Below are 23,587 nucleotides of genomic sequence, written 5' to 3'. Positions count from 1 at the left end.
TTTTACAGAGCCTTTTCGAGCTCGGGCACGGCCTGGAACAGGTCCGCGACAAGGCCGTAATCGGCCACCTGGAAGATCGGCGCCTCTTCGTCCTTGTTGATCGCCACGATCACCTTGGAATCCTTCATGCCAGCCAGATGCTGAATGGCGCCCGAGATGCCGACCGCGATGTAGAGCTCCGGCGCCACGATCTTGCCGGTCTGGCCGACCTGATGGTCGTTGGAGATGAAGCCCGCATCGACGGCGGCGCGCGAGGCGCCAACGGCGGCGCCGAGCTTGTCGGCAAGGCTCTCGATGATCGAGAACGCCTCGCTCGAGCCCATGCCGCGTCCGCCCGACACGATCACCTTGGCGGCGGTCAGCTCGGGACGGTCCGACTGGGCCAGGTCCGCGCCCACGAAGCGCGAATTGCCCGGATTGGCGGCAGCGGCGACATTGCGGATCTCGGCCGAGCCGCCAGTGGCGGCGGCCGCGGCAAAGCCGGTGCCGCGCACGGTCATCACCTTCTTCGAGTCCGTGGACTGCACCGTGGCCAGCGCGTTGCCCGCATAGATCGGCCGGACGAAGGTGTCGGCCGATTCGATCTTCATGACGTCGGAAATCTGGGCGACGTCGAGCAGCGCAGCGACGCGCGGCAGGATGTTCTTGCCCGAGGTGGTGGTGGGCGCGACGATGGCGTCGTAGTCACCGGCCAGCGAGACGATCAGCGGCGCGACATTCTCGGCCAGCTTGTTCTCGTAGGACGGGTCTTCGGCCAGCAGCACGGCCGAGACGCCGGCAATCTGGGCGGCTGCATCGGCCACGGCCTGGGCGCCGCCACCGGCGACCAGCACATGCACGTCGCCGCCGAGCTGGGACGCGGCGGTGACCGCGTTCAGGGTGGCGGGCTTGAGTTCCTTGTTGTCGTGTTCTGCGAGGACCAGCGCCGTCATTAGATCACTCCCGCTTCGTTCTTCAGTTTGTCGATCAGCTCCTCGATGGACTTCACCTTGACGCCGCCGGTGCGCTTGGGAGGTTCTTCCACCTTCAGCGTCTTCAGGCGCGGCGCGGTGTCCACGCCGTAATCGGCGGGAGTCTTGACGTCGAGCTGCTTCTTCTTGGCCTTCATGATGTTCGGCAGCGACGCATAGCGCGGCTCGTTGAGGCGCAGGTCGGTGGTCACGATGGCCGGCATGGTCAGCGCCACGGTCTCGAGACCGCCGTCAACCTCGCGGGTCACCTCGATGCCGCCGTCCGTCACCTTGACGATGGAGGCGAAGGTGCCCTGGGGCCAGCCCAGCAGGGCCGCCAGCATCTGGCCGGTCTGGTTGCTGTCGTCGTCAATGGCCTGCTTGCCAAGGATCACCAGGCCGGGCTGTTCGGCATCGACGACGGCCTTCAGCAGCTTGGCGACCGCAAGCGGTTCTACCGCCTCGTCGGTCTGGATCAGGATCGCGCGGTCGGCGCCCATGGCGAGGGCGGTACGCAGCGTTTCCTGGGCCTGTGCCGGGCCGATGGACACGGCGATGATTTCTTCCGCCTGTCCCGCTTCCTTCTTTCGAATTGCCTCTTCAACGGCAATTTCGTCGAACGGATTCATGGACATCTTGACGTTGGCCAGGTCCACGCCCGTCTTGTCGGCCTTCACGCGCGCCTTGACGTTGTAATCAATGACCCGCTTCACAGGGACCAGAATCTTCATGCCTGAGGTCTCTCCCGCATTTTCTAGCATTTTTTCGCAGTGCACCAATTAACCCAAGGGCATATTAGTGTCAACGACCCACCCCCGCAGGAAGGGCGTCGCAGATTCCCCAACGCGCTTTGCGAGGCTCCTCCGGGATCGGGCGGATCGGGAGGTCCATGATCGGTGGACCCTATCGGTTCGCGCCAGGCACCCACAGGACGTCCTGAGCGCCATTGTCGTTCAGGTGACGGGCGAGCACGAACAGGTAATCGGACAGCCGGTTGATGTAGCGGATCGCCGCCGGATTGACCGGCTCGGTTTCGGCCATGGTCACCATGTCGCGCTCGGCGCGGCGCGCCACGGTGCGGGACAGGTGCAGCGCCGCCGCCGCCGGCGTGCCGCCGGGCAGGATGAACGAGGTCAACGGCAGCAGCCGGTCGTTGAGCAGGTCGATCTCATGTTCCAGCCGGGCCACCTGGGCCTCGACGATGCGCAGATTGGATGTGTTCTCGAAATCCTCGCCCGGAGTCGCCAGGTCGGCGCCCAGGTCGAACAGGTCGTTCTGGATTCGCGACAGCGCCGCGTCCGCCTCGCCGATGGTATGAACCCGGGCCAGGCCGATGGTGGCGTTGGTTTCGTCGACCGTGCCATAGGCCGCCACCCTCGGCGCCGATTTCAGCACCCGGTCGCCGCTGACCAGCGAGGTTTTGCCGGTGTCGCCGCCGCGCGTATAGATTTTGTTGAGTTTGACCATCCCTAGCTGCCGAGGGCCAGGGCGGCGAACAGGATCAGCAGGATGACGAACTGGATCGCCACGCGCATCTGCATCAGCTTGTTGGAGCGGCGCGGATTGGTGCCGCCATTGCGCGCCAGGCCGACGATGCCCATGCCCAGCACGACCACCAGCGCGATGGCGAGAAGACCGATGATGACGAGCAGCGGCGTTGACATGGGCCTAACCTAGTGCGGGGATCAGTTGCTTTCCAGCAATCTGCGCGTAATCACCTCGGCCTGGATTTCGCCCGCGCCCTCGAACACGTTGAGGATACGGGCATCGCACAGGACGCGGCTGATCGGATATTCCAGCGCATAGCCGTTGCCGCCATGAATCTGCATGGCGTTGTCGGCGGCGGCCCAGGCGACGCGGGCGCCCAGCAGCTTGGCCATGCCGGCCTCCAGGTCGCAGCGCAGGCCTTCGTCCTTCTCGCGGGCAGCGAAGTATGAAAGCTGGCGGGCCATCATGATCTCGACCACCATCCAGGCGATCTTGCCGAACACGCGCGGAAAATTATAGATCGGCTTGCCGAACTGCACCCGGTCGAGGGCATATTTCAGGCCAAGCTCCATGGCGCACTGGGCCACGCCGATGGCGCGGGCGGCGGTCTGGATGCGGGCCGACTCGAAGGTGGCCATCAGCTGCTTGAAGCCGTTGCCTTCCTGCTGTCCCAGCAGGTTCTCGGCCTTGACCTCGAAGCCGTCGAAGCCCAGTTCGTATTCCTTCATGCCGCGATAGCCCAGCACGTGGATTTCGCCGCCGGTCATGCCCTTGGCCGGAAAATCGGTCTCGCTGTTCATACGGGGCTTCTCGGCCAGGAACATGGACAGGCCGCGGTAATCCTTGGTTTCGGGATTGGTGCGGACCAGCATGGTCATCACGTCGGCGCGGGCCGCGTGGGTGATCCAGGTCTTGTTGCCGGTGATCTTGTAGACGTCGCCGTCCTTCACGGCCCGGGTGCGCAGGCTGCCCAGGTCCGAGCCGGTGTTGGGCTCGGTGAAGACGGCGGTCGGCAGCGTCTCGCCCGAGGCGATCTTGGGCAGCCACTGGTGCTTCTGCTCCTCGGTGCCGCCGTTCAGTATCAGCTCGGCAGCGATCTCCGAGCGTGTTCCCAGCGAGCCGACGCCGATATAGCCCCGGCTCAGTTCCTCGGACACCACGCACATGGCGGTCTTGCCCAGGCCCAGCCCGCCATATTCCTCGGGGATGGTCAGGCCGAACACGCCCAACTCGCTCATATGGTTGACCACATCGGCCGGAATCAGCTCGTCCTTCAGGTGCCAGTCATGGGCATAGGGCGCGACCTCTTCCTGGGCGAAACGGCGGAACTGGTCGCGGATCATGCCCAGCGTCTCGTCCAGGCCCGTGTCGCCGAAGGCGCCGGTGGCGAGGCCGTCCTGCACCAGTTCGGCGATGCGGGCGCGCACCGACTCGGTATTACCGCCGCGCACCAGCGCGCGTACGGCCGGATTGCTCGCGAAGGCGGCGATCTGCGCGTCCGAGGCGCCCATCTCCGACGGGCGTGCCCATTCCACCTGGCTCATCTGCAGCCCGCCGATCAGCTGGGCGCAATATTCGCCGAAGCCGGCCTGCAGGATCAGCGTCTCGAGCTCGCCGCCTCGGCCTTCTTCCGTCAGGGCCTTGCGCCATGCCAGCGTCTGGCGAAGCGCCTCGATATAGGTGGCGTACCAGCCATAGCCGTGGGCGACGGACTGGTGGGCCTCCAGCAGCTTGCGGTCGACCCGGCCGTCGCGGACGATCAGCGCGGCAACGGCGGCGCGAACGGCAAGGGCCAGGGTCTCGGCGGCTTCCAGCGCCTGCTCGCACAGCGGCACCAGATTGTCGAGATGCACGCTCTGGGTTTCGTCCTTTGGCAGGGTGGAGGCCATGTCGCAGTCCTTCTCGTTTCGTCGGTAGGCTTCGCTATACGGAGGCGCTTCCTTAGCGGATGAAGCCCCGCAAATCCAGCCGTCCGGTCAGGCGCCCAGGCCCGGTTCGTTGCCGGCCTCGATGGCGTCCTCGATCGTCCTGAGGCCCGGGTAGCGGGCCGACACCAGCACGGCCATGTTGCCGGGCTTGTGCTCGTTCTTCCACATCTTGGTGTGGGCGCGCGGGATATCCTCCCACGAGAACACTTCCGACATGCAGGGGTCGATGCGGCGCTCGATGACCAGCTGGTTGGCCTGGCTGGCCTGCTTCAGATTGGCGAAATGGCTGCCCTGGATACGCTTCTGGCGCATCCACACGAAGCGGGCGTCCATGGTCAGGTTGTAGCCGGTGGTGCCGGCGCAGAACACCACCATGCCGCCGCGCTTGACCACGAAACAGCTCACCGGGAAGGTCGATTCGCCCGGGTGCTCGAACACCATGTCGACGTCGTTGCCCTTGCCCGTGATGTTCCAGATCGCCTTGCCGAACTCGCGGCTGCGCTTCATGTAGTCGGCATAGACAGCCTGATCGCCGACCGGCGGCAGCTGGCCCCAGCAATCGAAATCCTTGCGGTTGATCACGCCCTTGGCGCCCAGCGACAGCACGAAGTCGCGCTTGCTTTCGTCGGAAATCACGCCGATGGCGTTGGCGCCGGCGGTGGCGCAGAGCTGGATCGCCATGGAGCCGAGTCCGCCCGATGCGCCCCAGACAAGAATATTGTGGCCCGGGCGGATGATGTGCGGCCGATGCCCGAACAGCATGCGGTAGGCGGTCGCCAGGGTGAGCGTGTAGCAGGCGCTCTCTTCCCAGGTCAGGTGCTTGGGCCGGTGCATCAGCTGGCGCGCCTGGATCTTGGCGAACTGGGCGAACGAGCCGTCCGGCGTTTCATAACCCCAGATCCGCTGCGACGGCGAATTCATCGGGTCGCCGCCGTTGCACTCCTCGTCGTCGCCGTCGTCCTGGTTGCAGTGGACCACGACCTCGTCGCCCACCTTGAAGCGCTTCACGCGCGAGCCGATCTTGTAGACGATGCCCGACGCGTCCGATCCGGCGATGTGGTATTCGGCCTTGTGCACGTCGAACGGCGACAGCGGAATGCCCAGGCCAGCCCAGACACCGTTGTAGTTGACGCCGGCCGCCATCACCAGAATGACCACCTCGTCCGGGTCCACATCGGGTGTATCGACCACCTCGATCTGCATGGCCTCCTCGGGCGGGCCGTGACGTTCCCGGCGAATCGCCCATGCGTACATCTTTGGCGGCACATGGCCCAGCGGCGGGATTTCGCCGACTTCATACAGGTCTTTCAGGACCTGTCCGGTGGGCGGGGCGTTTTCTGCGGTTGCGGGCTGCTGGGTCATGGGCGTTCACTCCTGTCGCCGGGCTGCTTTCCCGGAAGGCAGACCTTCCAAAGCAACATTGTCGTTCAAGTCATTTTGCGGCGCAGCATCTATTATGATATTTCCGGTAGGCGGTCCATCCGGAAATAAACGACTCCGTTACCACCCGGTAGCGCTAACAAACCACAGGAGAACCAATGAGCGAGACGTCAGGCAAGGGGGCCGACTCAGTAAAGCCGAAGACGGCCAGGGACAAACCATGGCTGATCCGCACCTATTCCGGCCACTCCTCAGCCAAGGCGTCGAACGAGCTCTACCGGACCAATCTGGCGCGCGGCCAGACCGGCCTTTCAGTGGCGTTCGACCTGCCCACCCAGACCGGTTACGACAGCGATCATCCGCTGGCGCGGGGCGAGGTGGGCAAGGTGGGCGTGCCGGTCGGGCATCTGGGCGACATGCGCGCCTTGTTCGACGGCATCCCGCTCGAGAAGATGAACACCTCGATGACCATCAACGCCACCGCGCCGTGGCTGCTGGCGCTGTATATCGCCGCCGCCGACGAGCAGGGCGCCGACCGCTCGAAACTCAGCGGCACGGTGCAGAACGACATCATCAAGGAATATCTCAGCCGCGGCACCTACATCTTCCCGCCGGCGCCGTCCATGCGCCTGACCACGGATGTGATCAGCTACACCTACCGCGAGCTGCCGAAGTGGAATCCGACCAACGTCTGCTCCTACCACCTGCAGGAAGCCGGCGCGACGCCGGTGCAGGAGGTGGCGTTCGCGCTGGCCACCGCCATTGCCGTGCTCGATTCGGTGCGCGATTCGGGCCAGGTGCCGGCGGACGAGTTTCCGACGGTCGTCGGCCGGATCAGCTTCTTCGTCAATGCCGGGGTGCGCTTCATCACCGAGATGTCGAAGATGCGCGCCTTCACCGAGCTGTGGGACGAGTTGACGGCGACGCGCTACGGCATCGAGGACGCCAGCCTGCGCCGCTTCCGCTATGGCGTGCAGGTCAATTCGCTGGGTCTCACCGAGCAGCAGCCCGAGAACAACGTCTACCGCATCCTGCTGTCCATGCTGGCGGTCACCCTGTCGAAGAACGCCCGCGCCCGCGCGGTGCAGCTGCCGGCCTGGAACGAGGCGCTGGGCCTGCCGCGTCCGTGGGATCAGCAATGGAGTCTCAGGCTGCAGCAGATCGTCGCCTATGAGACCGACCTGCTGGAATATGCCGATATCTTCGACGGCTCGGTCGCCATCGAGAAGAAGGTGACGGCGCTGAAACAGGAAATCCTCGAGGAGTTCGAGCGCATCCAGGCCATGGGCGGCGCGGTCTCGGCCATCGAATCATCCTATATGAAACAGGCGCTGGTGCAGTCGAACAGCCTGCGCATGAACGCCATCGAGGCGGGCGAGCTGCCGTTGATCGGCGTCAACATTTTCGCCGAAACGGCGCCCTCGCCTCTGACCGGCGGTGACGGCGCGATCCTGACGGTGGACGATTCGGCCGAGCACGACCAGATCGAGCACCTCAAGGCCTGGCGCGCCCAGCGCGACGGGGCGGCGGTGAAAGCCGCCCTTGCCGGCCTGTCCGACGCCGCCAGGGAAGGCCGCAACATGATGCCGGCGTCGATTGAAGCGGCGAAGGCGGGCGTCACCACCGGCGAATGGGGCCAGGTGCTGCGCGAGATCTTCGGCGAATACCGCGCGCCCACGGGCGTGGGCCGCGCTTCCAATGACCGGGGCGCGGATCTGTCGGCGGTGCAGGCCAAGGTCGACGCGGTCTCGGCCAAGCTGGGGCGGCGGCTGAAAATCCTGGTCGGCAAGCCCGGCCTCGACGGCCACTCCAACGGCGCCGAGCAGATCGCCGTGAAGGCCCGCGATTCCGGCATGGAAGTGGTCTACGAAGGCATCCGCCTGACACCCGCCCAGATCGTCAACGCGGCGCTCGAGGAAGGCGTGCACGTGGTCGGCCTGTCGATCCTGTCCGGCAGCCACGTCGCGCTGGTCACCGACGTCATGGACCGCATGCGCGCGGCCGGCATGGGCGACATCCCGGTCGTGGTCGGCGGCATCATCCCGCCCGAGGACGAACGGACCCTGAAGGCGGCCGGCGCCGCGGCGGTCTACACGCCCAAGGATTACCAGATCAGCGAGATCATGAGCGACATCGTGGATCTGGTGGACAAGTCGCAGGACGAGGCGGCGTAGAAGCCCGATCGCACAGTCGCTAGCCGGTGCGCAACCTTTCCGGCATCATGCCGCCCGTTTCAGGAGGTGCGCATGACGCAACAACACCTTTGGCTCGTCTTCGATCTCGGCGGCGTGCTGTTCGATTTTCATGGCGTGCATGGGCTGGCGGACATCACCGGCCGCAGCTACGACACCATCCATGCCTCGCTGAAACATTCGCCGGCCTGCCGGCTGTTCGAGAGCGGCAGGATCGGCGGCAAGGAGTTCGCCGTACTCCTGCGCGACGAACTGGCGCTGGACATGCCGCCCGGCGAACTGCTGGAGCGCTGGGTCGGCTGGCTGGGCGGGCTGAAGCCGGGGGCGGCGGAGTTGCTGGCCGAGGTCCGGGCGCGCTATCGCACCGCCTGCCTCAGCAACACCAACGAGCTGCACTGGGCCGGGCTGATGGACATCCACGGCCTCGGCGGCCTGTTCGAGCGCACCTTCGCCTCGCACGAGATCGGCCACTGGAAGCCGGACCCGGAGATCTTCGCCCATGTGGCGGACGCGCTGGGTGCGGCGCGCATCGTCTATTTCGACGACAACGCCCACATCGTCGACGGCGCCCGGGCGTTCGGATGGGACACGCACCATGTGCAGGGGCCGCTGGAGATCAGGGCGGCGTTGGGGACGCTGGGGTTGGTCTGACCATTTAAAAAAACCTCGTCATTCCCGCGCACGCGGAAACCCAGCTCTTCGTAGGGCCGGTTACCTGGGACCGCCCCTTAAGCGAAAGGCATTCTTCGTGACGGCGCGGTTGAGAGGCCACGTGACGGCCCCGACTGGGTACCCGCGTGCGCGGGTATGACGACGATATTTTGAATGCGAGAACGGCCCTTACTTCGGCTGGGGCACCACGCGCAGATACGGCTTCACCGTCTTCCAGCCGCCGGGGAATTTTTCCTTGGCCTGCTCGTCGGAGACCGACGGGACGATGATCACGTCCTCGCCGCTCTTCCAGTTCACCGGCGTCGCCACCGAGTGCTTCGCCGTGAGCTGCAGGGAGTCGATCACCCGCAGGATCTCGTCGAAGTTGCGGCCCGTGCTCATGGGATAGATCAGCATCAGCTTGATCTTCTTGTCGGGGCCGATGACGAACACGGTGCGCACCGTGGCGTTGTTGGCGGCGGTCCGGCCTTCCGATGTGGTGCCCGCGTCCTCGGGCAGCATGTCGTACAGCTTGGCCACCTTCAGATCGGGGTCGCCGATCATCGGGAAGTTCACCGGCGAACCCTGGGTTTCCTCGATGTCCTTGGCCCATTCGCCGTGATTCGTCACCGGATCGACGGAGAGCCCAATCACCTTCACGTTGCGCTTGGCGAATTCGGGCGCGAGGCGGCCCACATAGCCCAGCTCGGTGGTGCAAACCGGCGTGAAGTCCTTGGGATGGGAGAACAGCACGCCCCAGCTGTCGCCCAGCCACTCATGGAAGTTGATGGTGCCCTGGGTGGTCTCGGCGGTGAAATTCGGGGCGTCGGAATTGATGCGCAGCGACATGGGAAGCTCCTCTCTCGGGGCGCCCGACCGGCCAAACGGGGCACGGGGACGCCAAACGCGCCGCAGGATACATCCTCGCTTGTGTCGAATCCATGACCCCTTGGGCGCGATCGGGTCGTGCGGTGCCTGATCAGCCGGCCGGCGGGCGCGGCTTGTTGGTCAGTTTCCACTCCTGGCGGGCCGCCCATTCGCGCATGCTCTCGAGCTTGATCGGGATGCGGTCGAGCACCGGCTTCATGTCGACCACGAACGGCTTGGTCGGGGCGAAATTGTTGTAGATGTAGAATTCGGCGATGCGGGCCGAAATGGCCGCATGTTCTTCCGGCGATACGCTGTCGCCGAACGCGTCGGCCAGCGCCTTGCCGAACTGGGCCGGCGTGCGCGGGACGAATTCGATGGGGCGGCCGATGGTCTCGCTCAGCACCTGCGCCACATCCTCGGGCACCATGCGCTCGGGACCGCCGATGTTCATCCACGCGCCTTCCAGGTCGGGCCGGTCGATGGCCGCGATCATGAACTTGGCCACGTCGTCCAGGCTGATCCAGTTGGCCTGCAGGAAGGGGTTGTGCGGATAGGTGTAGATGCCGTCGCGGACGATCGACTCGAACGCCCAGCCGGTCAGCAGATTGTCCATGAACAGCACCGAGCCGAATACGGTGGCCGGGCAGCCGGTGCGCCACAGCTTGTTGATGGCGATGGTGTTGGCGCCATATGCGCCCGGATCGCCCGGCCGGTCGGGAATCCACATGGAGGTGTTCCACACCATGCGCTTGACCCCGGCTTTGGCGCAGGCCTTGCCGACCCGTTCGACCCAGGTCACGCGGTCGCCGCCGCGCACCGGATGGGTGTAGAACACGGCATCGACGCCGTTCACCGCGTTCTGCAGCGAGACGTCGTCGGCGGTATCGGCCGGCATCACGCTGATCTTGCCGGCGCCCTCGAAAACCTCGCCGTAGAATGGGTCCTTGCTGCGCGATAGGGCGCGCACGTCATGGCCCGCCTTCACCAGCTGGCGCACCTGCGCCAGGCCCTGGCGCCCGCTCGCGCCGAATACCGCCACCAATGCCATCTGGTCCTCCCGTCTGATTGATGTGGGCGGATATAAGCACACGGCGAAATACCGATCAAGCATGATCGGTCTTTAATATGGACAGACTCGCCAGTTTCGACCACTCTGGCGCCATGGCAACCATGAAACCCCTCGAACGGCGGCCCCGCCGGTGGCTCACACGACGTGGCGAGAGCGCGCGCGAGACCATACTGCGCGCCGCCGTGGCTTGCTTCGTAGAGGTCGGCTACGCCCGCACTACCATGAGCGAGGTCGCCAAACACGCCGGCGTCACTCGCGGCCAGGTGCAGCACCACTTCGCCACCACCCGCGACCTGTTGCTGGCGGCGGTGCGCTGGCTGCACGCCGAGATCGGCCGCGAACTGGACGAATCGCTTGCCCAGGCGGCAGGCCGCGACATCGTCGAAACGGCGGTCGTGGCGCTGTGGAATCACGCTGGTGGTCCCATGCAGACCGCCGCGCGCGAATTGACAGCCGCCGCACGTACCGACGCCGGGCTGCGTCAAGTGCTCGACGAAAGCCGTGCCGGCATTGAGGGCGACCGCAACGACCGGTTGCGCCATCTCTACCGCGAGGTGATCGAACTCGATCCGGAAGGCTTCGCCATGCTGGCCGACTACATGGAGGTATTCCTGCACGGCCTGTCCGAGACTGCCTTCGCCACCGATGACGCAGCCCGCAAGCGGGCGCTGCTCGAGTTCTTCATGGCCAACATCCGCCGCTTTTGGACCGACCGTGGTAAGAGCGCGGCCCTGACGCCGAAGCAGGTGGGCTCGCGGGCGGCGTCGTCGCGTGGGAAGCCCCAACTTCAGCTGTCATCCCGCCGAAGGAGATTGTGATCAAACCAATTAACAAAGCTGTCATTTCCGCGCACGCGGAATCCCGGACGGTCGTCGTAGAGCGAGTTAGTCGCCATGGCCCATATCCGCAGAAAAATCATTTCGCTCTATGGAGGGGTTGAACGCTTCTTGCCCTTGCCCACCTTGGACCCCGCGTGCGCGGGAATGACGAGGACTTATTTCAAGATATTGTTTTCTTCACACGCTATTCAGCGGGATGACGATGTTGGGAAGGCGGAGCCTAATCCACCAGCGCCCGCGCCTCGGCCGTCGTCATACCCGCGGCGCGCAGGTCGCGCAGCGCCGGGGCGCCCTTGGACTTGGCAAGACGCATGCCGCCGGCATCCCGGATCAGTCGGTGATGCCAGTAGTCCGGCACCGGCAGCTGCAGCAATTCCTGCAGCAGCCGGTGGATATGGGTGGCGTGGAACAGGTCCTCGCCGCGTGTCACCAGGGTCACGCCTTGCAGCGCGTCGTCTACGGTAACCGCGAGGTGATAGGACGTGGGGATATCCTTGCGCGCCAGCACCACATCGCCCAGCGATGCCGGATCGGCGGCGACCTGGCCCCTCAGCCGGTCGGACCAGCCCAGCGGCCCGGTCATCGCCACCGCTCTGGCCACGTCGAGGCGGATGGCGAATTTCTCGCCGGCCTCGATCCGCCGCCGGCGTTCGCCGTCAGACAGGTGGCGGCAGATGCCCGGATAGAGCGCGCCCTCGGGACCATGCGGCGCGGCAGGGCTCCTTGCGATCTCGGCCGCGATGTCCTTGCGGGTGCAGAAACAGGGATAGGTCAGGCCCATCGACTCCAGCCGGGCGAGCGCGGCTTCATAGTCGGCGACATGCTCGGACTGGCGGCGCACCGGTACCCTCCAGGTCAAGCCAAGCCAGGCCAGATCCTCGAAGATCGCCTTCTCGAATTCGGGCCGGGCACGGGCCGTGTCGATGTCTTCGATACGCAGCAGAAACCGGCCATCCGGCCGTGCCGCCCGGAACCCGGTCATGGCGGACAGGGCATGGCCAAGATGCAGGTAGCCGTTGGGGCTGGGAGCGAAGCGGGTGACGATCATCGCAGGGCCAGCACCTGGTATTCCTGGTCGATGTTGCGCCCGCCGACGCGCAGGCTGGCCTTCTCCAGCCCGTAGACCGTGAAGCCGAAGCGGGCATAGAGCGCGCGGGCCGGTGCGTTGGCGACGGCCACCTTCAGCCAGATCATGTCGACCAGCGGGCGCGCATGCTCGATCACCGCCTGTACCAGCGCGGCGGCCATGCCGGTGCCGCGGGCGCTCTCGCGCACATACATGGCATAGAGCACCCCGCGGTGCCGCTCCTTGGCGCGGGGCATGACGTAGAAGCCGACGATACCGGCGAGCGCCTCGCCCTCGAAGCCGCCCCAGAACTGGTGCGCCGCCAGCGTGGCCGCGAAGTCGCCGGCGGGCCGCTCCCGCTCGACTTCCCAAACCGTGCCGAAATTCTCCGGATGCAGGCGCAGGCATTCGAGGCGCACCGCGCGAAACGCGGCCGCATCGTCAACGTCCAGACGCCTGACCCGGATCATCGGTTTCGCTCCCCTCGCCGCCCCGCTATCTTTCACGCGAACCGTTCCTGCCGCAAGGAAGCACAATGCCCGATCTGCCAAAACTTTCCGGTCCCAGCCTGCCGCCCTTTGCCGGCGGCCGCCCCAGCAAGATCGTGGTGCTGTGCCATGGCTTCGGCGCCAGCGGCCAGGACCTGAACGGGCTGGCGCTGGGCTGGCGTATGGCGTTCCCGCACACCGCGTTCTATTCGCCCGACGGGCCGGACCGTGTGCCCGGCATGGAGGACGGTTACCAGATCGGCTACCAGTGGTGGCCGATCCGCAACTTCTCGGCCGCCGAGAGCGAGGCGGGCCTGGCCTATGCCGCGCCGATCCTGAATCACTTCCTCGATCGCCTGCTGGAGAAGGCCGGGCTGACCGAGGCCGACCTGGCGCTGCTCGGCTTCTCCCAGGGCACCATGCTGGCGCTGCATGTGGGGCTGACGCGCGAGAAGCCGGTTGCCGGCATTCTCGGCTATTCGGGCGCCATCGCCGCGCCCAGGCTGCTGGAGCCGCTGATCCGCTCGCGGCCGCCGGTGCAGCTTGTCCACGGCGACCTGGACCAGATGATTCCGCCCATGGCGATGGATTCCGCTGCCAATTTCCTGCGACGGAACCATGTTCCGGTAGAGACGCACCTGTCGGCCCATGTCGGCCACGGCATCGGGCCGGACGGCGTCGACCTGGGGGAGACATTTCTGGCACGGGTGCTTGGCCCTGAAAAATAGTGGCGAACGGCACTTGCGCGTGCAAAACTTGGTGGTGTCATCACGGCGTCATACCCGATCTGGTATGACATCGATGACTAAGGAAGCGGAACGCCTGTGGAAACTGCCGTACCGACCCTGGAGAGTTGCCCTGCGCTGGTGCTGAACGCGGATTATCGTCCGCTCAGCTATTACCCGCTCTCGCTCTGGTGCTGGCAGGACGCCGTCAAGGCGGTGTTCATGGAGCGGGTGGTCATCGTCGCCGAATACGACCGGGTGATCCGCTCGCCCAGCTTCGAATTCAAGCTGCCCAGCGTGATCTGCCTGAAGCGCTACGTGAAGCCGGCGCCGTTCCCGGCTTTCACCCGGTTCAATCTGTTCCTGCGCGACGAATTCGCCTGCCAGTATTGCGGTGATCGCCACGATCTGACCTTCGACCACCTGGTGCCGCGCGCCTATGGCGGCATCACCACCTGGGAGAACGTCATCACCGCCTGCGCACCGTGCAATCTGCGCAAGGGCGGTCGCACACCGGGCGAGGCCGGCATGCATCCGCGTACGGTGCCGTTCCGACCCAACCAGCACGACCTGCAGGATCGCGGACGGCGCTTCCCGCCCAATTACTTGCACGAAAGCTGGCGGGACTATCTCTACTGGGATGCGGAGCTGGAGCCGTAATTCACGCTGCGCTTGGCAGCGGCTTGGCGCGTTCGATCCGGCTGCGCTCCGCCGGCGAGTTCATGGCCTCCCCCCATCTCGCCCTTCGGTAGATTCCAACGACGGCGCATAGGCCCGCACCATAGAGCGCTATGAACAGCACGTCGTGTCCGAAACCCGGCGGGCCAAAGAAGACCCAAGGCTTGGTTTCGGGCGATATGACGAACAGATTAGCGGCGCTGAGCGCCAGCTCCAGGCAGAGCAGTCCAACAGCGACCAAGACGGGCCACTTCAACGCTGCCGTATCGTCCATCCGTTACTTCGCCATATACCCACCATCCACCACCAGCGACGAGCCGGTGATGAAGCTGGCCTTGTCGGACATCAGGAAGATCACCGCGTCGGCCACGTCCTGTCCGGTGCCGAAGCGGCCGATCGGGTGCAGGTCGAGCAGCATCTTCTGGAATTCCTCGGGCAGCGGGCCGGAACCCAGCCGGCCATCGGAGATCACGGCGGGCGAGACCGCGTTGATCCGGATGCGGTCGCCGGCATATTCCAGCGCCGCCATCTTGGTATAGCCCTCGACGGCGTGCTTGGTGGCCGGATAGTGGCCCGAGCCGGCGATGCTCACATGGCCCTGCACCGAGCTGCAATTGACGATGGCGCCGCCGGTCCCCTGCTTGAGGAACTGCAGGATCTCGTGCTTCATCGACAGGAACACGCCTTTCACGTTGATGTTGAACATGTCGTCGAAGCTGTCGGCGTCCATGTCGGCCAGCCGGCCGCCCGCCGCGCCGATGCCGGCATTGTTGAACGCGGCGTCCAGCTTGCCGAATTTCTTCACCGTCTCGGCGATCGCCTTCTCGATGTCCTCTTCGTTGGAGACGTCGCCCTGCACGAACAGCGCCTGCCCGCCCGCCTGCTCGATCAGCGCGACGCATTCGGCGCCTTCCTCCGGCCGCCGGCCGGTGACGGCGACCTTGGCTCCTGCCTTCGAGATCGCCTGCGCGGTGATCCGCCCGATCCCGCTGGAGCCGCCGGTCACGAGTACGACTTTGCCTTCAAGCATTCGGTATCCTCCCCTTGATGTGGCGGGGAGTGTATTCGCAATCCCATCAGCCGTCATCCCGCCGGAGGGCGGGATCCAGTCCCCAACGAAAACACCGGCGCGAATCGCGCCGGACTGTCAAGTCTGGGTCCCGGCCCTCGCCGGGATGACGGCTAAAGTGGTGGCTAAACCCTGCTCGACAGCCAGATGGCCAGCCGGGCGCCGGTCTTGATGGCGCCCGTCAGGACGGGGTAGCCGATGGCCTCGCGGGCGCCCTGCTCCTCGGCTTCGGCCTTGTGCTCGATCTCCTCGGCGCGGCATTCCTCGATCAGAGTCTTCAGTTCGGGGTCGCCGTCTTCCAGCCGCTCGGCCTGGCGGGAATAGTGCTCGTCGATCACTTCCTCGACGGCGACCGTACACGCCATGGCGGCCTTCTCGCCGATCAGCGCGGTGGCCGCGCCCAGGGCGAAGCCGGCCATGTGCCACACCGGCGACAACAAGGTGGGGCGCACCTGGCGCCGGGTCATCAGCCGGTCGAATTTATCCAGGTGCCGGGCTTCCTGCGCGGCCATGCGGCGGATCACCGCGCCTGAGGTGCGGGCGCCCAGCACGGCAAGCTGGCCTTCATAGATGCGCACGGCGCCATATTCGCCGGCCTGGTCGACGCGGATCATCCGCGCCTTCTCTTCGTCCAGGGTCAGCGTGCCGGGCAGGCGTTCGGGCGTGTCGGTCATGGCCGTCCTTTCAGGGCCAGCCGGAACGCGCCGAGCGCCAGCAGACCCGAGATGACGAAATTGTAACCCGCCATGGACACGCCGAACAGGGACCAGGGCGTCTGGTCGCAGCGGATCAGGCCGGGGCCGATGTCCTGGTGGAAGATGTCGCCGGTCACCGGCGGGCCCGAACAGGTATCGGGGCCGGGCCACCAGTGATATTCGACGCCGGCATGGTACCCGGCGATGCCCATGCCGGCCAGCAGCGCGAGGCCGGTCAGGATCAACAGCGCCCGTGCGGCTGGCGTGCCGCGCGTCGCGGCGACCACCAGCGCTAGCCCGGCCAGCGGAATCGCCGCGTAATAGGCGTAGCGCTGCCAGTAGCACAATGCGCAGGGTTCGAACCCGCCGATATACTGAAAACCATAGGCGCCCAGGATCATGGCGAGGCACGCCGCGAACAGGACGACGGGTCCGGAGATCGACGGTTTCGCTGAACGAATCATGCGGTCCTCGCTGCCGTGGAACGTGCGCCCGAATCGTGTAACAGGCCGCTTTTGCCGCTGCAATCCAAACCGGATCGCCTATCTAAGCGGAACGTGAGCGGGAGAGCGATATGCAGACCATGCACCGGCGGCCCATTCCATCGACCGGCGAGTTGCTGCCGGTGATCGGCTGCGGCACCTGGCAGGCCTTCGACGTGCGCGACGGCGCGCCGCTGGTGCCGGTGCTCGAGGAATTGTTCGCTGCTGGCGGCTCGCTGGTCGATAGCTCGCCCATGTACGGCAGGGCCGAGGCGGTGGCCGGTGCGCTGCTCGGCCGCATGGAATCGCTGGACCGCGCCTTTGTCGCCACCAAGGTCTGGACTTCGGGCCGCGACGCCGGCATCGCGCAGATGGAGCGCTCCATGGCGCTGCTCGGCAAAACCGACCTGATGCAGGTGCACAATCTGCTCGACTGGCGCACCCATTTCGAAACCTTGCGGCGCTGGAAGGATGAGGGCCGCGTGCGCTATCTGGGCGTGACCCATTATACGCCCACCGCCCACGACGCGCTGGAAGCGGCCATGCGCGCCGAGGCCATGGATTTCGTCCAGCTCGACTATGCGCTGGACGACCGGGCCGCCGAGCGCCGGCTGCTGCCGCTGGCGGCCGACAAGGGCATCGCGGTTATCGTCAACCGGCCGTTCGGCGGCGGCGGGCTGGCCCGGCGGGTGCGCGGCCGCGCGGTGCCGGACTTCGCCGCCGAGCTGGGCTGCGACACCTGGCCGCAATTGCTGCTGAAGTTTATTCTCGGCCATCCGGCCGTCACCTGCGCCATTCCCGCCACCGCCAATGCGGTTCACATGGCGGACAATGCCCGCGCCGGCTGCGGCCCGCTGCCCGATGAAGCCATGCGCGCCCGCATCGCGGCGTCGTTTGCATCCTGAGTTCAACCGCAAGCCCCGGAGTGTCCGCTGTTGCATCCTTCCATAGATAGGGGTTGAAGCCGGCGTTTGCGCGCGGCTCAATGGAAAGGATCAGGATGATGGACATGACCCCGATCGCCTCGACCGACACATCCCGCTGGCAAGCCGTGCTGGACCGCGATCCGGCCGGCGGCTTCGTCTACGCCGTCGTCACCACCGGCATCTATTGCCGGCCCGATTGTCCGTCACGGCGGGCAAAACGCGAAAACGTCCGGTTCTTCGACACCGGGGAGGACGCCCAGTCGGCCGGATTCCGCGCCTGCCTGCGCTGCCGTCCCGGTCAGGCGGACCGCAACGCCGCGCTGGTCGAACGGGCCTGCCGGATGATTGAGGACGCCGAGGAAGCGCCCGACCTGAGGGCGCTGGCCGAGGCGGCGGGGCTCAGCACCTTCCACTTTCACCGGCTGTTCAAGGCCCGCACCGGTGTCACGCCGCGCGAATACGCCAGGGCCCTGCGCGACCGGCGGGTGCGCGCGGCGCTGGGCGAGGCAAGCACCGTGACCGAGGCGCTCTATGACGCCGGCTTCGGCTCGTCGGGCCGGTTTTATGCCGGCGCCAATGCCAGCCTCGGCATGACGCCCACCCGGTTCAAGGCCGGCGGTCAGGGCGAGACCATCCGCTACGCCTGGGGCGAAAGCTCGCTGGGCGGCGTGCTGGTCGCGGCCACAAGCCGGGGCGTCTGCGCCATCATGCTGGGCGACGACCGCGCGGCGGTGCTGGACGAGTTGCGCAGCCAGTTCCGCAAGGCGGCGCTGGTGCCGGGCGGTGCGGATTTCGACCTGTGGGTGGCGCAGGTGGTCGCTTGTGTGGACGATCCCCGGCTTGGCCTCGGCCTGCCGCTCGACATCCGCGGCACCGCCTTCCAGCAGCGGGTGTGGCGGGCGCTGGTCGCGATCCCCGTGGGCGAGACCCGCACCTATACCCAGATCGCCGAGTCGCTCGGCACGCCGAATGCGGTGCGGGCGGTGGCGAGCGCCTGCGCGTCCAATCCGATCTCGGTCGCTATACCGTGCCACCGGGTCCAGCGCATCGGCGGCGCCCTGGCCGGCTATCGCTGGGGGCTCGAGCGCAAGCGCGCGCTGCTGGATCGGGAAAGCGAAGAATGAGTGACGGCCTGCCATCGGGGGATTTGTTGGCAGGTCTGGCTGGTCCGTCGACCGAGCCGCTCGCCAGCGGTGCGGTGCTGCTGCGCGGCTTCGCCGCTGATGAGGCAGCCGCACTGCTTGAGGCGATCGGCCGGATCGCCGCGCAGGCGCCTTTCCGGCACCTGGTCACGCCGGGTGGATTCCGCATGTCGGTGGCCATGACCAATTGCGGCGCGGTCGGCTGGATCAGCGACCGGCGCGGCTACCGCTATGGCGCCGATGATCCTGAAACCGGCAAGCCGTGGCCCGCAATGCCGCCGCTGTTCCGCGGCCTGGCCGGGCGCGCGGCGCGTGAAGCGGGCTTTCCCGGCTTCGAACCCGAGGCCTGCCTGATCAACCGCTACGAACCGGGCGCCCGGCTCACCCTGCACCAGGACCGGGACGAGGGGAACCTGTCGCACCCGATCGTCTCGGTATCGCTGGGCGTGCCCGCCACCTTCCTGTTCGGCGGTCTCGACCGGAAGGACAAGCCGCGCCGGTTCCGGGTCGACCATGGCGACGTCGCCGTCTGGGGCGGCCCGTCGCGACTCGCTTTCCACGGCGTCGATGCGCTTAAGCAGGGGCATCACGATCTTACCGGCCAGCTGCGGTACAACCTCACCTTTCGCAAGGCGCTTTAGAGACAGCCTTACAAATACCGGCAAGGGCTAGGGCGCGGCAGGATCGTCGCCGTAGCGGTTGGGACCTTTCGTGCCGGCGCGGGCGAGCATGACCACCAGCACGATGAGCATCGGCGGCAGGGCCATTAGTCCCCACGCGCCCCCCAGGCCGCGATCATGCAGCCGCCGCGTCACCGCGCCCGCCAGCAACAGGCAGAAGCCTGCGCTCGCGGCGATACCCCACGGGATCAATCGGTTGAAGTCCGGCTCGGCGGCCAGTAGCTCGGGATGGCCGACGGACAGTTCGGTCCTGCGCTCCATCACGCCGTAGATCAGCGGAACGGTGACCGCAATCTGGGCCATCGTCAGCGCGAGATAGAGGAAGATGGCGTAGGACCAGAACTGCGACCGCGTGTCCCTGCCGGAAAACACGGCAACCATGCGGAATCCACGCCAGACCAGCCCAAATATTCTACCGAAACTCATGGTCCTCCCCCGCACAATATCGCTTTTGTGTACTCCGGCCTGGCGCCACGGTCCACAGGCGGCGCTTGCCGACATTGACCCGGCGCGCGCCCTCGCTATGATGCGCTTCCTCCGCGCGGGCGTGGCGGAATGGTAGACGCGGCGGACTCAAAATCCGTTTCTAGCGATAGAGTGTCGGTTCGAGTCCGACCGCCCGCACCAGCCTTCGCGCTGCACGCTTCGGCTTGGCGAGCCAAGGACGATATGACTCATACCGGCAGGTGATCGAGCGGCAGCGATGCCGGCGACTTTACCGTGCGGATGGCGAAGTTGGAGCGCACGTCGATCACGCCGGGAAGCCTGAGCAGGCGGCCCATCAGGAACTGCTCGTAGCCTTCCAGGTCCGGCACCACCACCTCCAGCAGGAAATCGTGCTCGCCCGACACCAGGTAGCAGGCGATCACCTCGGGCACGTCCGCCACCGCCCGCTGGAACGCCGTCGCTTCCTCGTCGTGGTGGCGCTCCACCTTCACGCCGACGAACACGGTCAGGCCCAGCCCGGCGTTCTTGCGCGACAACGTCGCGCGGTAGCCGGCGATGATCCCCGCCTCCTCCAGAATCCGCACCCGGCGCAGGCAGGGCGAGGGCGACAGGCCGATGCGGTCGGCCAGTTCCACATTGGTCAGCCGGGCGTCTTCCTGCAGCTCGCGCAGGATGCGCCGGTCGATGGCGTCGAGAGTCAGTTTTGGCATAAGACACGTTTAATCAGGTAAAAATTGGCAGAGAACGCCAATACTGTCGGGCTTTTCCCCAAAGAACGCAAGGACATGCGCGGGCTTCCGGCGCTAGGTTTCCGCTCGTCGTCCCCACTCACGGCGACGCGCAGGGCGGCGCCTCCGCCCAACCAGAAGGAGTGAGAGAGATGCCATTGGTCACCATCAAGGGAATCGAAGGCGTGTTTTCCCCGGAACAGAAGCGCGACGTGATCGAGCGCGTCACCGAGGCCATGGTCGCGGTGGAAGGCGAGGCGCTGCGCCCCTACACGTTCGTCATCTTCGAGGAAGTGAAGAGCGGCGACTGGGGAATTGGCGGCAAGACACTGGCCGCCGCAGACGTAAAGGCCATGCAGGCCGCCGGCGCAAGCCGGGCCGCCTGACGGCGCGAGGCGGCGCGGGTTTTGCAGTCTCGGCCAGCCGGTGTAGCCTTCGCGCTTCGGGGCCGGAGGTGACCATGAGCAGAGCTGTAAAACCCGCGATCCGCGTCGGTATCGGCGGCTGGACGTTCGAGCCGTGGCGCGGCGAATTCTACCCCGAAGGTCTGGTGCAGCGGCGCGAGCTGGAATATGCCAGCCGCCGACTCACCTCCATCGAGGTCAACGGCACGTTCTACGGCTCGCAGAAACCGGAGACTTTTGCCAAGTGGCACGACGAGACGCCCGAGGACTTCATGTTCGCGCTCAAGGGCCCGCGATTCGCCACCAACCGCCGCGTACTGGCCGGGGCGGGAGAATCGGTCGAGCGGTTCCTAGCCAGCGGTGTGCTGGAGTTCAAGGACAAGCTCGGCCCCATCAACTGGCAGTTCGCCGCCAGCAAGACGTTCGATCCGGACGATTTCGAGGCGTTCCTGGGCCTGCTGCCCCATGAATTGAACGGGCGCAGGATTCGCCATGCCGTCGAAGTGCGGCACGACAGCTTCCGCGTGCCGGCATTCGTCGATCTCGCCCGTAGCTACAAGGTCGCGGCTATCACCGCCGGCGATTCGGATTACCCGCAGATTGCTGATCCGACCACGGATTTCGTCTATATCCGCATCATGGGGACGCAGGAAAATCTTCCCCACGGCTATACGCCCGAGGCGCTCGATGTTTGGGCGGCGCGTGCGAAGACATTCGCGCAGGGCAGCGTGCCCGAAGACCTCGCCGTCATCGGCACTCCCGCGGCCGCGACGCCGCGCGACGTCTTCCTCTACGTCATCAGCGGCGACAAGGTGCGCAATCCGGCGGCGGCCATGGCGTTGATCGAACGGCTCAGATCCGGTTGATCGCCGGGTCTGCCCCGCCGGCCCAGGCCTTGCGGTAGAGCTCCCGCGTCGCGGAAGCGGCGAACGGATCGCCGGCCTGCGCATAGGCTTCCTTCAGGCCATACAGCGCCCAGCCGTTGTTGGGGCTGCGGATCAGCGCCTCGCGGAACGCCTGCACCGCCTTGCCGGTCTCGCCCGCCTGCAGCAGGACGGCGCCCAGGGTCTGCCGGAGCGGATAATACCAGTAGGGCGGCTCCGTATAGGGAATGGTGTCCTCGATGGCGATGGCCGCGCGCAATTGGACGGCGCTGGCGGCGTAGTCGCCCCGCGCCTGCGCGGCGCGCGCAGCCACGACCCGTTCTGCAACCTGGAGAATGTCGGCCACGGGTACATTGGCGTTGACCAGCGCCGTCATGTCGGCGCTGGCGCGGATGCCGGCGATGGCCTTGGCCTCGGCCTCGGCGCCGGCCGGGTCGCCTTTCAGTGCGAGGGCGACGCCGCGGGCGTAATGCCACTGGGCGACCACGTACGGAAATTGTGCGTCGGGACGCTCCAGGGCGAGCACTTCCCCGGGCGAGGCGAACCGCGCCTGCACCATATAGGGCGATGCCATCATCGGCTGCAGCAGACCCGCGACCGCCAGCGCCATTTCGGGATTGATGATCCGCGACAGTTTCTCCGCCGCCGCCAGGGCGTTCGTCCGGTCGCCGGCCATCAGCGCCGAAGTCAGCAGGAAGTGGACGTTGTGGGGATAATAGGCGTTGGCATAGAGCCCCGCGCCCGCATTCGCGGCGCGAATGAACGCCTCGTCCGCTGCCGTGGCGGTGATGTTGCTGGCCAGCGAGTCCCGGAACCGGCCCACGCGGTAATAGGTATGCGACGGCATGTGCACCAGGTGCCCCTGTCCCGGCATCAGCGCCGCCAGCCGCCCGGCCGGTGCCTCTGCCTTCCACGGATCACCCGATGCCTCGGTGAGGTGGATGTAGAGATGGATCGCGCCGGGATGGTCCGGGTTGGCGGCCAGCACCGTCTCGATGGCAGCGATCGCCGGACCGATCCGCCCCTTGGGCGTCACCCGGTCGGCTTCCCAATAGTCCCAGGGCTGGGTGTCCATGGCCGCCTCGGCATAAAGGACGGCGACATCCTGGTGGTCCGGGAAGCGCTCGTGGACAGCCTTCATGGCGTCGGCATAGGCGATGTCGAAGGGGGCGCGCTCGGCTTTCTGATCGATGGAGTAGCGTGACCTGAGCGCCTCGATCAGCGCCCGTTCCACATCGGTTTCGTCATTGACCGCCGCCACGGTCCGCTGCAGCGCCTCCCAGGCGGGCGGCGCTGCATCGGGATCCATGGGCACGTTGATATTGGCGCCCAGCGACAGCGATTCGCCCCAGAAGCACATGGCGCAGTCGGGATCGAGCCGCTGCGCCGCCTTGAAGGCGCGGATCGCCTCGGCGTGGTTGAAACCGAACATCAGGCGCAGGCCCTGGTTGAAATAGGCCTGGGCCTGCGGCGAGGTCGTGGTCACGGCCATGGCATAGCTGCCGAGGTTGTCGTAGAGCGGCGGTGCCTCGGTGGATTGCGACGCGGCAATGGCGGCGGGAATGCCGAACAGGGCGACGAGTCGGGACAGGCGGTTGTCCGCCTCCCGCGCGCCGCCGCACAGTCCGGCGCGAAGCTGGGTCGGGTCGAGCAGCCGCGCCGCGTCGGCGGCATGGGGCGCGGTTTCTTGCTGGCCGCTGCCGGGCGCAAGGATCAATGCGCCGATGACGATGGCCGCTGCGGTCAGACCGCCGGTAAGAATGCGGTTCATGGTCCCCTCCATGATGGTCGAACGCAGTCCACGGT

27 protein-coding genes and 1 tRNA gene are annotated in these 23,587 nt (G+C 66.3%); 11 read left to right on the top strand and 17 right to left on the bottom strand.

Going from position 1 to position 23,587, the window contains the following annotated elements:
- Positions 1 to 2: 2 nt before the first annotated feature.
- The 6 genes from WJU21_RS08265 to ccrA all read right to left on the bottom strand — a co-directional run bounded on the left by WJU21_RS08265 (position 3) and on the right by ccrA (position 5,728).
- Positions 3 to 932: an FAD-binding protein gene (locus tag WJU21_RS08265; RefSeq protein ID WP_346322933.1), complete on the bottom strand. Its 930-nt coding sequence runs from the start codon at positions 930 to 932 to the stop codon at positions 3 to 5.
- Positions 932 to 1,681 carry an electron transfer flavoprotein subunit beta/FixA family protein gene (locus tag WJU21_RS08260; protein ID WP_346322932.1) on the bottom strand — a complete coding sequence of 250 codons (750 nt, stop codon included), beginning with the start codon at positions 1,679 to 1,681 and terminating at the stop codon, positions 932 to 934. Before WJU21_RS08260 ends, WJU21_RS08265 begins: the two co-directional genes overlap by 1 nt.
- Positions 1,682 to 1,853: 172 nt before the next feature.
- Positions 1,854 to 2,417: a cob(I)yrinic acid a,c-diamide adenosyltransferase gene (locus WJU21_RS08255; protein WP_346322931.1), complete on the bottom strand. Its 564-nt coding sequence runs from the start codon at positions 2,415 to 2,417 to the stop codon at positions 1,854 to 1,856.
- Between the two features lie 2 nt (positions 2,418 to 2,419).
- Positions 2,420 to 2,614 (bottom strand): twin transmembrane helix small protein, encoded by a 195-nt coding sequence (locus tag WJU21_RS08250; protein WP_346322930.1) that lies wholly within the window; start codon positions 2,612 to 2,614, stop codon positions 2,420 to 2,422.
- Positions 2,615 to 2,635: 21 nt separating this feature from the next.
- On the bottom strand, positions 2,636 to 4,327 hold the full coding sequence (locus WJU21_RS08245) for an acyl-CoA dehydrogenase family protein (RefSeq protein ID WP_346322929.1): 1,692 nt from the start codon (positions 4,325 to 4,327) through the stop codon (positions 2,636 to 2,638).
- Positions 4,328 to 4,414: 87 nt separating this feature from the next.
- Positions 4,415 to 5,728 carry a crotonyl-CoA carboxylase/reductase gene (ccrA, locus tag WJU21_RS08240; RefSeq protein WP_346322928.1) on the bottom strand — a complete coding sequence of 438 codons (1,314 nt, stop codon included), beginning with the start codon at positions 5,726 to 5,728 and terminating at the stop codon, positions 4,415 to 4,417.
- Positions 5,729 to 5,904: 176 nt separating this feature from the next.
- Here ccrA and WJU21_RS08235 point away from each other — a divergent pair, with 176 nt between their 5' ends.
- Positions 5,905 to 7,920, top strand: coding sequence for a protein meaA (locus WJU21_RS08235; RefSeq protein WP_346322927.1), 2,016 nt, complete (start codon positions 5,905 to 5,907; stop codon positions 7,918 to 7,920).
- A gap of 72 nt (positions 7,921 to 7,992) precedes the next feature.
- Positions 7,993 to 8,589, top strand: a complete 597-nt coding sequence (locus tag WJU21_RS08230) for an HAD family phosphatase (RefSeq protein ID WP_346322926.1) — start codon at positions 7,993 to 7,995, stop codon at positions 8,587 to 8,589.
- A 189-nt stretch (positions 8,590 to 8,778) separates the two neighbouring features.
- Here the strand turns inward: WJU21_RS08230 and WJU21_RS08225 are convergent, their stop codons facing one another.
- Together WJU21_RS08225 and WJU21_RS08220 are read right to left on the bottom strand one after the other, a co-directional pair.
- Positions 8,779 to 9,438, bottom strand: coding sequence for a peroxiredoxin (locus WJU21_RS08225; RefSeq protein ID WP_346322925.1), 660 nt, complete (start codon positions 9,436 to 9,438; stop codon positions 8,779 to 8,781).
- Positions 9,439 to 9,568: 130 nt separating this feature from the next.
- Complete coding sequence (locus tag WJU21_RS08220) at positions 9,569 to 10,507, bottom strand: NmrA family NAD(P)-binding protein (RefSeq protein WP_346322924.1); 939 nt, start codon at positions 10,505 to 10,507, stop codon at positions 9,569 to 9,571.
- A 77-nt stretch (positions 10,508 to 10,584) separates the two neighbouring features.
- On the opposite strand from WJU21_RS08220, the gene WJU21_RS08215 reads away from it, so the two are divergent.
- Positions 10,585 to 11,346: a helix-turn-helix domain-containing protein gene (locus tag WJU21_RS08215; RefSeq protein WP_346322923.1), complete on the top strand. Its 762-nt coding sequence runs from the start codon at positions 10,585 to 10,587 to the stop codon at positions 11,344 to 11,346.
- Between the two features lie 241 nt (positions 11,347 to 11,587).
- On the opposite strand, the gene gluQRS is transcribed toward WJU21_RS08215, so the two are convergent.
- Positions 11,588 to 12,415, bottom strand: coding sequence for a tRNA glutamyl-Q(34) synthetase GluQRS (gene gluQRS, locus WJU21_RS08210; RefSeq protein ID WP_346322922.1), 828 nt, complete (start codon positions 12,413 to 12,415; stop codon positions 11,588 to 11,590).
- Positions 12,412 to 12,903, bottom strand: a complete 492-nt coding sequence (locus WJU21_RS08205; RefSeq protein WP_346322921.1) for a GNAT family N-acetyltransferase — start codon at positions 12,901 to 12,903, stop codon at positions 12,412 to 12,414. The genes gluQRS and WJU21_RS08205 overlap by 4 nt, the downstream gene beginning before the upstream one ends.
- A gap of 65 nt (positions 12,904 to 12,968) precedes the next feature.
- Here WJU21_RS08205 and WJU21_RS08200 point away from each other — a divergent pair, with 65 nt between their 5' ends.
- Together WJU21_RS08200 and WJU21_RS08195 are read left to right on the top strand one after the other, a co-directional pair.
- On the top strand, positions 12,969 to 13,649 hold the full coding sequence (locus tag WJU21_RS08200; RefSeq protein WP_346322920.1) for a hypothetical protein: 681 nt from the start codon (positions 12,969 to 12,971) through the stop codon (positions 13,647 to 13,649).
- 96 nt (positions 13,650 to 13,745) lie between these two features.
- A complete protein-coding gene (locus WJU21_RS08195; protein ID WP_346322919.1) occupies positions 13,746 to 14,306 on the top strand; it encodes an HNH endonuclease in 561 nt (186 codons plus the stop codon).
- Between the two features lies 1 nt (position 14,307).
- Here WJU21_RS08195 and WJU21_RS08190 read toward each other — a convergent pair whose 3' ends face one another.
- From WJU21_RS08190 to WJU21_RS08175, 4 genes are all read right to left on the bottom strand, one after another.
- A complete protein-coding gene (locus WJU21_RS08190) occupies positions 14,308 to 14,598 on the bottom strand; it encodes a hypothetical protein (RefSeq protein WP_346322918.1) in 291 nt (96 codons plus the stop codon).
- A 3-nt stretch (positions 14,599 to 14,601) separates the two neighbouring features.
- Positions 14,602 to 15,354 carry a glucose 1-dehydrogenase gene (locus tag WJU21_RS08185; RefSeq protein WP_346322917.1) on the bottom strand — a complete coding sequence of 251 codons (753 nt, stop codon included), beginning with the start codon at positions 15,352 to 15,354 and terminating at the stop codon, positions 14,602 to 14,604.
- Positions 15,355 to 15,518: 164 nt separating this feature from the next.
- Positions 15,519 to 16,067, bottom strand: a complete 549-nt coding sequence (locus tag WJU21_RS08180; RefSeq protein WP_346322916.1) for a demethoxyubiquinone hydroxylase family protein — start codon at positions 16,065 to 16,067, stop codon at positions 15,519 to 15,521.
- Positions 16,064 to 16,552 carry a disulfide bond formation protein B gene (locus tag WJU21_RS08175; RefSeq protein ID WP_346322915.1) on the bottom strand — a complete coding sequence of 163 codons (489 nt, stop codon included), beginning with the start codon at positions 16,550 to 16,552 and terminating at the stop codon, positions 16,064 to 16,066. The genes WJU21_RS08180 and WJU21_RS08175 overlap by 4 nt, the downstream gene beginning before the upstream one ends.
- Positions 16,553 to 16,662: 110 nt before the next feature.
- Here WJU21_RS08175 and WJU21_RS08170 point away from each other — a divergent pair, with 110 nt between their 5' ends.
- The 3 genes from WJU21_RS08170 to alkB all read left to right on the top strand — a co-directional run bounded on the left by WJU21_RS08170 (position 16,663) and on the right by alkB (position 19,279).
- Positions 16,663 to 17,475, top strand: coding sequence for an aldo/keto reductase (locus WJU21_RS08170; protein WP_346322914.1), 813 nt, complete (start codon positions 16,663 to 16,665; stop codon positions 17,473 to 17,475).
- A 104-nt stretch (positions 17,476 to 17,579) separates the two neighbouring features.
- On the top strand, positions 17,580 to 18,620 hold the full coding sequence (ada, locus tag WJU21_RS08165) for a bifunctional DNA-binding transcriptional regulator/O6-methylguanine-DNA methyltransferase Ada (RefSeq protein WP_346322913.1): 1,041 nt from the start codon (positions 17,580 to 17,582) through the stop codon (positions 18,618 to 18,620).
- The gene (gene alkB, locus WJU21_RS08160; RefSeq protein ID WP_346322912.1) at positions 18,617 to 19,279 is read left to right on the top strand and encodes a DNA oxidative demethylase AlkB; all 663 of its coding nucleotides are present in this window, start codon (positions 18,617 to 18,619) and stop codon (positions 19,277 to 19,279) included. Before ada ends, alkB begins: the two co-directional genes overlap by 4 nt.
- Positions 19,280 to 19,306: 27 nt before the next feature.
- On the opposite strand, the gene WJU21_RS08155 is transcribed toward alkB, so the two are convergent.
- The gene (locus WJU21_RS08155) at positions 19,307 to 19,744 is read right to left on the bottom strand and encodes a DUF805 domain-containing protein (RefSeq protein WP_346322911.1); all 438 of its coding nucleotides are present in this window, start codon (positions 19,742 to 19,744) and stop codon (positions 19,307 to 19,309) included.
- Between the two features lie 115 nt (positions 19,745 to 19,859).
- On the opposite strand from WJU21_RS08155, the gene WJU21_RS08150 reads away from it, so the two are divergent.
- Positions 19,860 to 19,945: transfer RNA gene (locus WJU21_RS08150), tRNA-Leu, on the top strand.
- 47 nt (positions 19,946 to 19,992) lie between these two features.
- Here the strand turns inward: WJU21_RS08150 and WJU21_RS08145 are convergent.
- On the bottom strand, positions 19,993 to 20,475 hold the full coding sequence (locus WJU21_RS08145; RefSeq protein ID WP_346322910.1) for an Lrp/AsnC family transcriptional regulator: 483 nt from the start codon (positions 20,473 to 20,475) through the stop codon (positions 19,993 to 19,995).
- Between the two features lie 170 nt (positions 20,476 to 20,645).
- On the opposite strand from WJU21_RS08145, the gene WJU21_RS08140 reads away from it, so the two are divergent.
- Together WJU21_RS08140 and WJU21_RS08135 are read left to right on the top strand one after the other, a co-directional pair.
- Positions 20,646 to 20,879 (top strand): 4-oxalocrotonate tautomerase family protein, encoded by a 234-nt coding sequence (locus WJU21_RS08140; RefSeq protein ID WP_346322909.1) that lies wholly within the window; start codon positions 20,646 to 20,648, stop codon positions 20,877 to 20,879.
- Between the two features lie 74 nt (positions 20,880 to 20,953).
- The gene (locus tag WJU21_RS08135) at positions 20,954 to 21,763 is read left to right on the top strand and encodes a DUF72 domain-containing protein (RefSeq protein WP_346322908.1); all 810 of its coding nucleotides are present in this window, start codon (positions 20,954 to 20,956) and stop codon (positions 21,761 to 21,763) included.
- Here WJU21_RS08135 and WJU21_RS08130 read toward each other — a convergent pair.
- Entirely contained in the window at positions 21,750 to 23,552 is a 1,803-nt protein-coding gene (locus WJU21_RS08130; protein WP_346322907.1) for a tetratricopeptide repeat protein, read from the bottom strand. The two genes, WJU21_RS08135 and WJU21_RS08130, sit on opposite strands and share 14 nt — an antisense overlap.
- Positions 23,553 to 23,587: the final 35 nt, after the last annotated feature.

It is taken from the genome of Emcibacter sp. SYSU 3D8 (assembly GCF_039655875.1).
GTDB lineage: Bacteria > Pseudomonadota > Alphaproteobacteria > SMXS01 > SMXS01 > RI-34.
The sequence above is the reverse complement of the archived record's forward strand: the minus strand, read 5'-3'. Positions and strand labels throughout refer to the sequence as shown.